This window comes from Microvirga brassicacearum (genome assembly GCF_008757455.1).
Lineage (GTDB): Bacteria > Pseudomonadota > Alphaproteobacteria > Rhizobiales > Beijerinckiaceae > Microvirga > Microvirga brassicacearum.
The window spans coordinates 1-6020 of sequence record NZ_VCMV01000057.1 but is presented as its reverse complement, the minus strand read 5'-3'; the positions used below and the strand labels follow the sequence as shown (position 1 = coordinate 6020).

The following is a 6020-nucleotide window of genomic DNA, read 5'->3' as shown; positions in this document are numbered from 1 at the left end:
CGTGCTGAGGCCGTTCGTGCTGAGGCCGTTCGTGCTGAGGCCGTTCGTGCTGAGACCGTTCGTGCTGAGGCCATTGGTGCTGAGGCCGTTGGTGCTGAGGCCGTTCGTGCTGAGGCCGTTCGTGCTGAGACCGTTCGTGCTGAGACCGTTGGTGCTGAGACCATTGGCGACTTCTGCCGCAACTGCGGGAGATGCCGCAGAGATCCCGAGGGCAATGGCCGCAACTGCAATATGAAAATGAACCGACATTATAGTCTCCATGGGGTTAGCGAGCACCTTCCTGGTTCTCAGCAAGCCTCGCGAAGTGGAGTGTATAAGTAATAACGTTGCTGTAAAGATATAAAGTAGCAATCTTTCTTCATTGACTCAGTTTTTCATAAGTTTTGCATTCTTCAGCTGAGTCTTCCCAAGTTCATTCAATCGCAAATTGCAGACGTGCCGTAGAGTCCGCTCCGCCACCGAAGAATCATTTGAGTAATGAACGCCCGCCGCCGCTCGTCATGCCCGGCTCAAAACCGGCATCCACATGAGCGCAGTTCAGGCGGCGTCTTCCAGATCCGCGGAATCCCGCGATACATGCGCCACGGCATCGCGCAGGGTCTGAAGGCTCGCACCCGGCTTCGTGCCTTCGGTCGCGAGATGGCGCCGGTAGGCGCGGGCACCGGGGCGGCCGGTGAAGAGGCCGAGCATGTGGCGGGTGACGGTGTGGAGCCGATGGCCCTCCGCCAGCCGCGCGGCGATATATGGCTCATACGCCTCGATCGCCTCGAAAGCGTCGGCGACGGGCGGCTCTTCGCCGTAAAGCTCCGGATCGACCGCGAGCAGGATCTCGGGCTCGTGATAGGCGACCCGGCCCAACATGACGCTGTCCACATGGCGCAGATGCTCATGCGTCTCGGCCATGGTCTTGATGCCGCCATTGATGCCGATGGGCAGGTTCGGACGTGCCTGTTTCAGGCGATAGACGCGGCTATAATCCAGCGGCGGAACATCCCGGTTTTCCTTGGGCGACAGACCCTTCAACCAGGCCTTGCGGGCATGGACGACGAGCTCGTCGCAGCCCGCCGCGACAACGGCCGCGGTGAGCGTATCCACCGCCTCTTCCGAATCCTGATCGTCGACGCCGATCCGGCATTTCACCGTCACCGGCAGCGAGACGGCGGCCTTCATGGCGGCGACGCATTCGCCGACAAGCGCCGGCTCGAGCATCAGGCAGGCGCCGAAGCGGCCGTTCTGTACCCGATCGGAGGGGCAGCCCACATTGAGGTTGATCTCGTCATAGCCGAAATCGGCGCAGATCCGCGCGGCCTTCGCCAGATCGGCCGGATCGGAGCCGCCAAGTTGCACGGCGACGAAATGCTCCTCTGCATCGAACCCCAGCAGACGCTCGCGCGGGCCATGCAGAACCGCTCCCGTCGTCACCATCTCGGTATAGAGCCTCGCCCGGCGCGACAGGACGCGGTGCAGCGACCGGCAAAACCGATCACTCCACTCCATCATGGGGGCTACGGAGAGTTTGTGGGTCATGAGCGGCTTGTCAGTCGTGCTTGTGACTATCGTGAGCGTGGCCGCAACCGGGGCCGTGCTCATGCTCGTGCCCATGCCCATGGTCATGACCGTGCTTGTGGCCGTGGTCGTGGTGATGATGGCCGTGATCGTGGTCGCAATGGTGGGCGCTCTGCTCCGGCTGGAAGCGGCGCTCCACCGGGGTTGCGGTGCAGCCTTGCCCGCGGGCGAGTTCCACTAGCGCGGGGTTGTTTTCAATGTAGAGCGCATCGCCCGCAAATTCGGCGAGCCCGTGCTGGCTGCCGAGATGCCAGGCAAGGCGCATGAGGCGGAGCGGGTTTTCGGCCCGGACCTCCAGCAGCTTTTCGGCTGCGGCCTTCACCTGGATCAGGCGGCCATCCTCGAGCCGCAGGGCATCGCCGTCGTTGATGGTGGTTTCCATGTCGAGATCGAGATGAATCCCGGTCCCCGCCTCGCCCGTCCAATGGGCATGGCGCTTGCCCCGCGCCTCGTGGTCGAGCGTGATGGTATCGACGACACGGTCGAGCTTCACGGCGGGCTTGCGAACGATGGTGGTCACGCGGGACATGGTTTTTCTCGTGCGATGATCGGCAGACCCACAGATAGGGAGCCGTTGGCCGGTTTCCTAATAACTCACCTTGTCGGCTTTGTCCGCCCAGGCGTCGAACACCGCCCTGGCCTCGAGGCTCGGCACGTGATCCATGGCGATGATCCGATCCGAGGCGGGTTTCGGGATCTCCTCGTAGATCAGGCTGTCGTCGAAGCCGATCTCGGCCGCGTCCACCCGGGTATTGGCATAGACGATCCGCGAAACCCGCGCCCAATAGGCGGCGGCAAGGCACATGGGGCACGGCTCGCAGCTGGTATAAAGCGTCGCCCCCTGCAGGGCAAAATCGCCCACCGCCTCGCAGGCGAGCCTGATCGCCGTCACCTCCGCGTGCGCGGTGGGATCGTTGGCGGAGGTGACCCGGTTCCAGCCTTCGGCCAGAACCTCGCCGTCGCGCACGATCACGGCGCCGAACGGGCCGCCGGCTCCGTCATTCATGTGCTCGCGCGAGAGCGCCACGGCGCGGGCAAGGTGGCGCAGGTCTTCATTCTGGTGGTCGGTCATGGGGCGCTTTTATCGCGTGGCGGGATGGGAGGCGAGAGATTTGACGTCGCGCGCTCCCGCATGTGGAGAAGCTGGGCCGTCACCGAGGCGGCGATCACCGCCGGGTCCTTGTCGGCAATGCCCGACACGCCGATCGGGCAGACGAGCGCCGCGATCCGTTCACGGTCGATGCCGATCTCGCGGAAGCGCTTCTCGAATCGCGCCCGCTTCGAGGCGCTGCCGATCAGGCCGACATAAGGGAAATCGCGCTTGAGTGCCGCAGCCGTGATCGCAAGATCGAGGGGGTGGTCGTGGGTCATGACCAGCACGAAGGCGTCCGCGGGTGCTCCGGCGATCTCCGCCTCGGGATCCTTCAGGCGAATGGCGCTCGCGTTCTGCGGGATATGCAGCGGGAAGGCCTCCGGACGGCTGTCGAACCAGCGCACCGCGAAAGGAAGCGGCGCCAGCGCCAGCACCAGCGCGCGCCCCACGTGGCCGGCGCCGAACAGCAGCAGCGGCGTGCGGTTCTCGCCGTGGGTCTCGCGCCATTCGGTCCACGTGTCATCGCCGACGGAGGAGGAAAACTCGCGCCGCACCCGCCCGTGATCGAGGCGGCATTCGAGGACAAAAATGCCCTTGTCCTCGGCAGCGGCAAAGCGCTTCACCTGCGCGAGGTCATGCGTATCGAAGGTCTCGATGAGGATCTTGACGCGCCCGCCGCAGCATTGCCCGAGATCGGGGCCGAGGGCTTGATCGACCATGCGCGCTTCGAACTGGCGTTGACCGAACATCTCGCCGGCAATCGCCAGCATCTTCATCTCGAGCTGTCCGCCCCCGATGGTGCCGTGAAAGGCACCGTCCGGCCGCACCGCCATGCGCGCGCCTGCTTCGCGCGGCGCCGACCCTTTCACATCATGCACGCTGATCATCGCCGCGGCCCCATGCGCGGTGAGAAAATCGGCGAGGTGCCGCCAGATCTTCACCCGCCGCCTCGTTGGCCCATCGGCCTGCCGCGCAGTGCTTCGCAGGCGCGCAGGATCGCCTCCGGCGTCGCTGGCGCATCGAGTGGGACCGGCTGCGTCGGATCGACAGCGTGGATTGCATCGGCAAGCGCGCAGAAGACGCTGTTGGCCAGCATGAGCGGCGGCTCGCCGACCGCCTTCGAGCGATAGATCGTCGATTCGCGGTTGGCGTTTGGATAAAGCGCGACGCGGAAATCCTCCGGCACGTCCGACGCGACGGGGATCTTGTAGGTGGACGGCGCATGGGTGAGCAGGCGGCCTTGCGTGTCGAAGACCAGTTCCTCGGTGGTGAGCCAGCCCATGCCCTGCACGAAACCGCCCTCGATCTGGCCGATATCGATGGCCGGATTGATGGAGCGCCCGACGTCGTGGAGAATGTCCACGCGCCGCAACTGGTTCTCGCCCGTCAGCGTGTCCACGACGACCTCCGAGCACGCCGCCCCATAGGCGAAATACAGGAACGGGCGGCCCGTCGCGGTCGCGCGATCCCAGGTGATCTTCGGCGTCTTGTAGAACCCGGCTTCAGAGAGTTGAACGCGCGCGAGCACGCATTTTTTGACCAGCTCCGCAAACGGCAGGCTCTCGTTGCCGATGAAGACGCGATCGTCGCGAAATTCGATCTGCGCCTCCGGCACCCCAAACGCTTCGGCCGCATGCGCCGTCATGCGCCGCTTGATCGCGCCCGCGGCGATCCGCGCCGCCATGCCGTTGAGATCCGAGCCGGACGACGCCGCCGTCGGCGAGGTGTTGGGGACTTTCGCCGTGGTTGTGGCGGTGATGCGAACGCGCTCCATCGCGATGCCGAACTCCTCCGCCACCACCTGCGCCACCTTGATGTAGAGCCCCTGCCCCATCTCGGTGCCGCCGTGGTTCAGATGGACGGAGCCATCCTGGTAGACATGCACCAGCGCGCCGGCCTGGTTGAGGTGGACGAGCGTGAAGCTGATGCCGAATTTCACCGGCGTCAGCGCGAGACCGCGCTTCATGATCGGCGACGACGCATTGAACTCCGCGATCTCCTGGCGCCGGGCCCGATAGTCGCTGCTGCGCTCCAGCGTCTGCACGAGCCCGTGCAGCGTGTCGATCTCCTCCACCTCCATGCCGAACGGCGTGAGGTTGCGATCCGCTCCATAGAAATTGGCATAGCGCACATCGAGCGGATCGCGCCCGGTCGCCCACGCGATCTCATCCATCACATGCTCGATCGCCAGCATGCCCTGCGGCCCGCCGAAGCCGCGAAACGCGGTGTTCGACACGGTGTTGGTCTTGAGCCGCTTCGAGCCCACATGCACCGCCGGCAAAAAGTAAGCGTTGTCGGAATGAAACATCGCCCGGTCGACGACGCCGCCAGAGAGATCCGCCGAATTGCCGCAGCGCGCGAGATGCTCCACGTGATAGCCGGTCACGACGCCGTCGTTGTCGAAGCCGACCTTCCAGTCGCTGCGAAAATCATGCCGCTTGCCGGTGAGAACGAAATCGTCGTCGCGGTCGAGACGCAGCTTGCAAGGCCTGCCGGTGACGCGCGCCGCGAGCGCCGCGGTGACGGCCCATTGCGTCGCCTGACTCTCCTTGCCGCCGAAACCGCCGCCCATGCGGCGGGTTTCGCAGGTCACATAGGCATCGGGAATGTCAAGCACGCGGGCCACCACATGCTGCACTTCGGTGGGATGCTGCGTCGACGAATAGACGAAAATGTCGCCGTCTTCGCCGGGGATCGCAAGCGCGATCTGACCTTCGAGATAGAAATGCTCCTGCCCGCCGACGCGAAACTGTCCTTCCAGCCGATGCGGTGCGTTGGCGATCGCCGCATCCGCGTCGCCGCGGCCGAAAGCGTAATCGGGCAGGACGGTCTCGGCCCGCTCGAGCGCGTGTTCGACGGTGATGCTCGGCGCCTCCGCCTCGGTCTCGACCTTCGCGAGACGAGCTGCGCGACGCGCGATGTCGCGCTCGATGGCGACCACAGCGAACAGCGCCTGACCGTGGAAGCTGATATCGCGGTCGGCAAAAAGCGGATCATCGCCGAAGGTCGGCGACACGTCGTTCCGGCCCGGAATATCCGCCACCGTCAGCACGGCGACAACGCCCGGACAGGCGCGTACGGCGGTGAGATCGAGCGACAGAAGGCGCCCGCGCGCTATCGGCGATTGGCCGATCGCCACGTGCAGCGTGCCGTCCGGCTCGCGGATATCGTCGATGTAGTGAGCCGTGCCCTGAACATGCTTGATGCCGGAATCGTGCGGCAGCGCCTGACGGATATGGCGGAGGGGCTCGGCGGTCGCGACGGTCTCGACGGTCTCTCCTCCCCCTTGTGGGGAGGAGTTGGAGGTGGGGGGGTTGGCGCGAGCTGCGGAAAGGTCGGCGCTCGCACCCCCCACCCTGCC

Annotated in this window: 6 protein-coding genes; all 6 read right to left on the bottom strand. The window is 65.2% G+C overall.

Annotated elements, in window-relative coordinates:
- Positions 1 to 249, bottom strand: a 249-nt coding sequence (locus tag FEZ63_RS25270) for a hypothetical protein (RefSeq protein ID WP_201274244.1), incomplete at its 3' end; no start/stop codon positions are given.
- A gap of 288 nt (positions 250 to 537) precedes the next feature.
- The gene (dusA, locus tag FEZ63_RS21455) at positions 538 to 1527 is read right to left on the bottom strand and encodes a tRNA dihydrouridine(20/20a) synthase DusA (protein ID WP_150948459.1); all 990 of its coding nucleotides are present in this window, start codon (positions 1525 to 1527) and stop codon (positions 538 to 540) included.
- A gap of 10 nt (positions 1528 to 1537) precedes the next feature.
- Complete coding sequence (locus tag FEZ63_RS21450; RefSeq protein ID WP_150948455.1) at positions 1538 to 2095, bottom strand: urease accessory protein UreE; 558 nt, start codon at positions 2093 to 2095, stop codon at positions 1538 to 1540.
- Between the two features lie 57 nt (positions 2096 to 2152).
- On the bottom strand, positions 2153 to 2638 hold the full coding sequence (locus tag FEZ63_RS21445) for a nucleoside deaminase (protein WP_150948451.1): 486 nt from the start codon (positions 2636 to 2638) through the stop codon (positions 2153 to 2155).
- Complete coding sequence (xdhC, locus tag FEZ63_RS21440; RefSeq protein ID WP_150948448.1) at positions 2635 to 3600, bottom strand: xanthine dehydrogenase accessory protein XdhC; 966 nt, start codon at positions 3598 to 3600, stop codon at positions 2635 to 2637. The genes FEZ63_RS21445 and xdhC overlap by 4 nt, the downstream gene beginning before the upstream one ends.
- Positions 3597 to 5894 carry a xanthine dehydrogenase molybdopterin binding subunit gene (xdhB, locus tag FEZ63_RS21435; RefSeq protein WP_150948462.1) on the bottom strand — a complete coding sequence of 766 codons (2298 nt, stop codon included), beginning with the start codon at positions 5892 to 5894 and terminating at the stop codon, positions 3597 to 3599. The genes xdhC and xdhB overlap by 4 nt, the downstream gene beginning before the upstream one ends.
- Positions 5895 to 6020 lie beyond the last annotated feature (126 nt).

What these genes read in the sequence shown, in the direction of transcription:
- dusA (WP_150948459.1), bottom strand. Translation starts at nt 1,527, where the DNA reads ATGACCCACAAACTCTCCGTAGCCCCCATGATGGAGTGGAGTGATCGG.
- FEZ63_RS21450 (WP_150948455.1), bottom strand. Translation starts at nt 2,095, where the DNA reads ATGTCCCGCGTGACCACCATCGTTCGCAAGCCCGCCGTGAAGCTCGAC.
- FEZ63_RS21445 (WP_150948451.1), bottom strand. Translation starts at nt 2,638, where the DNA reads ATGACCGACCACCAGAATGAAGACCTGCGCCACCTTGCCCGCGCCGTG.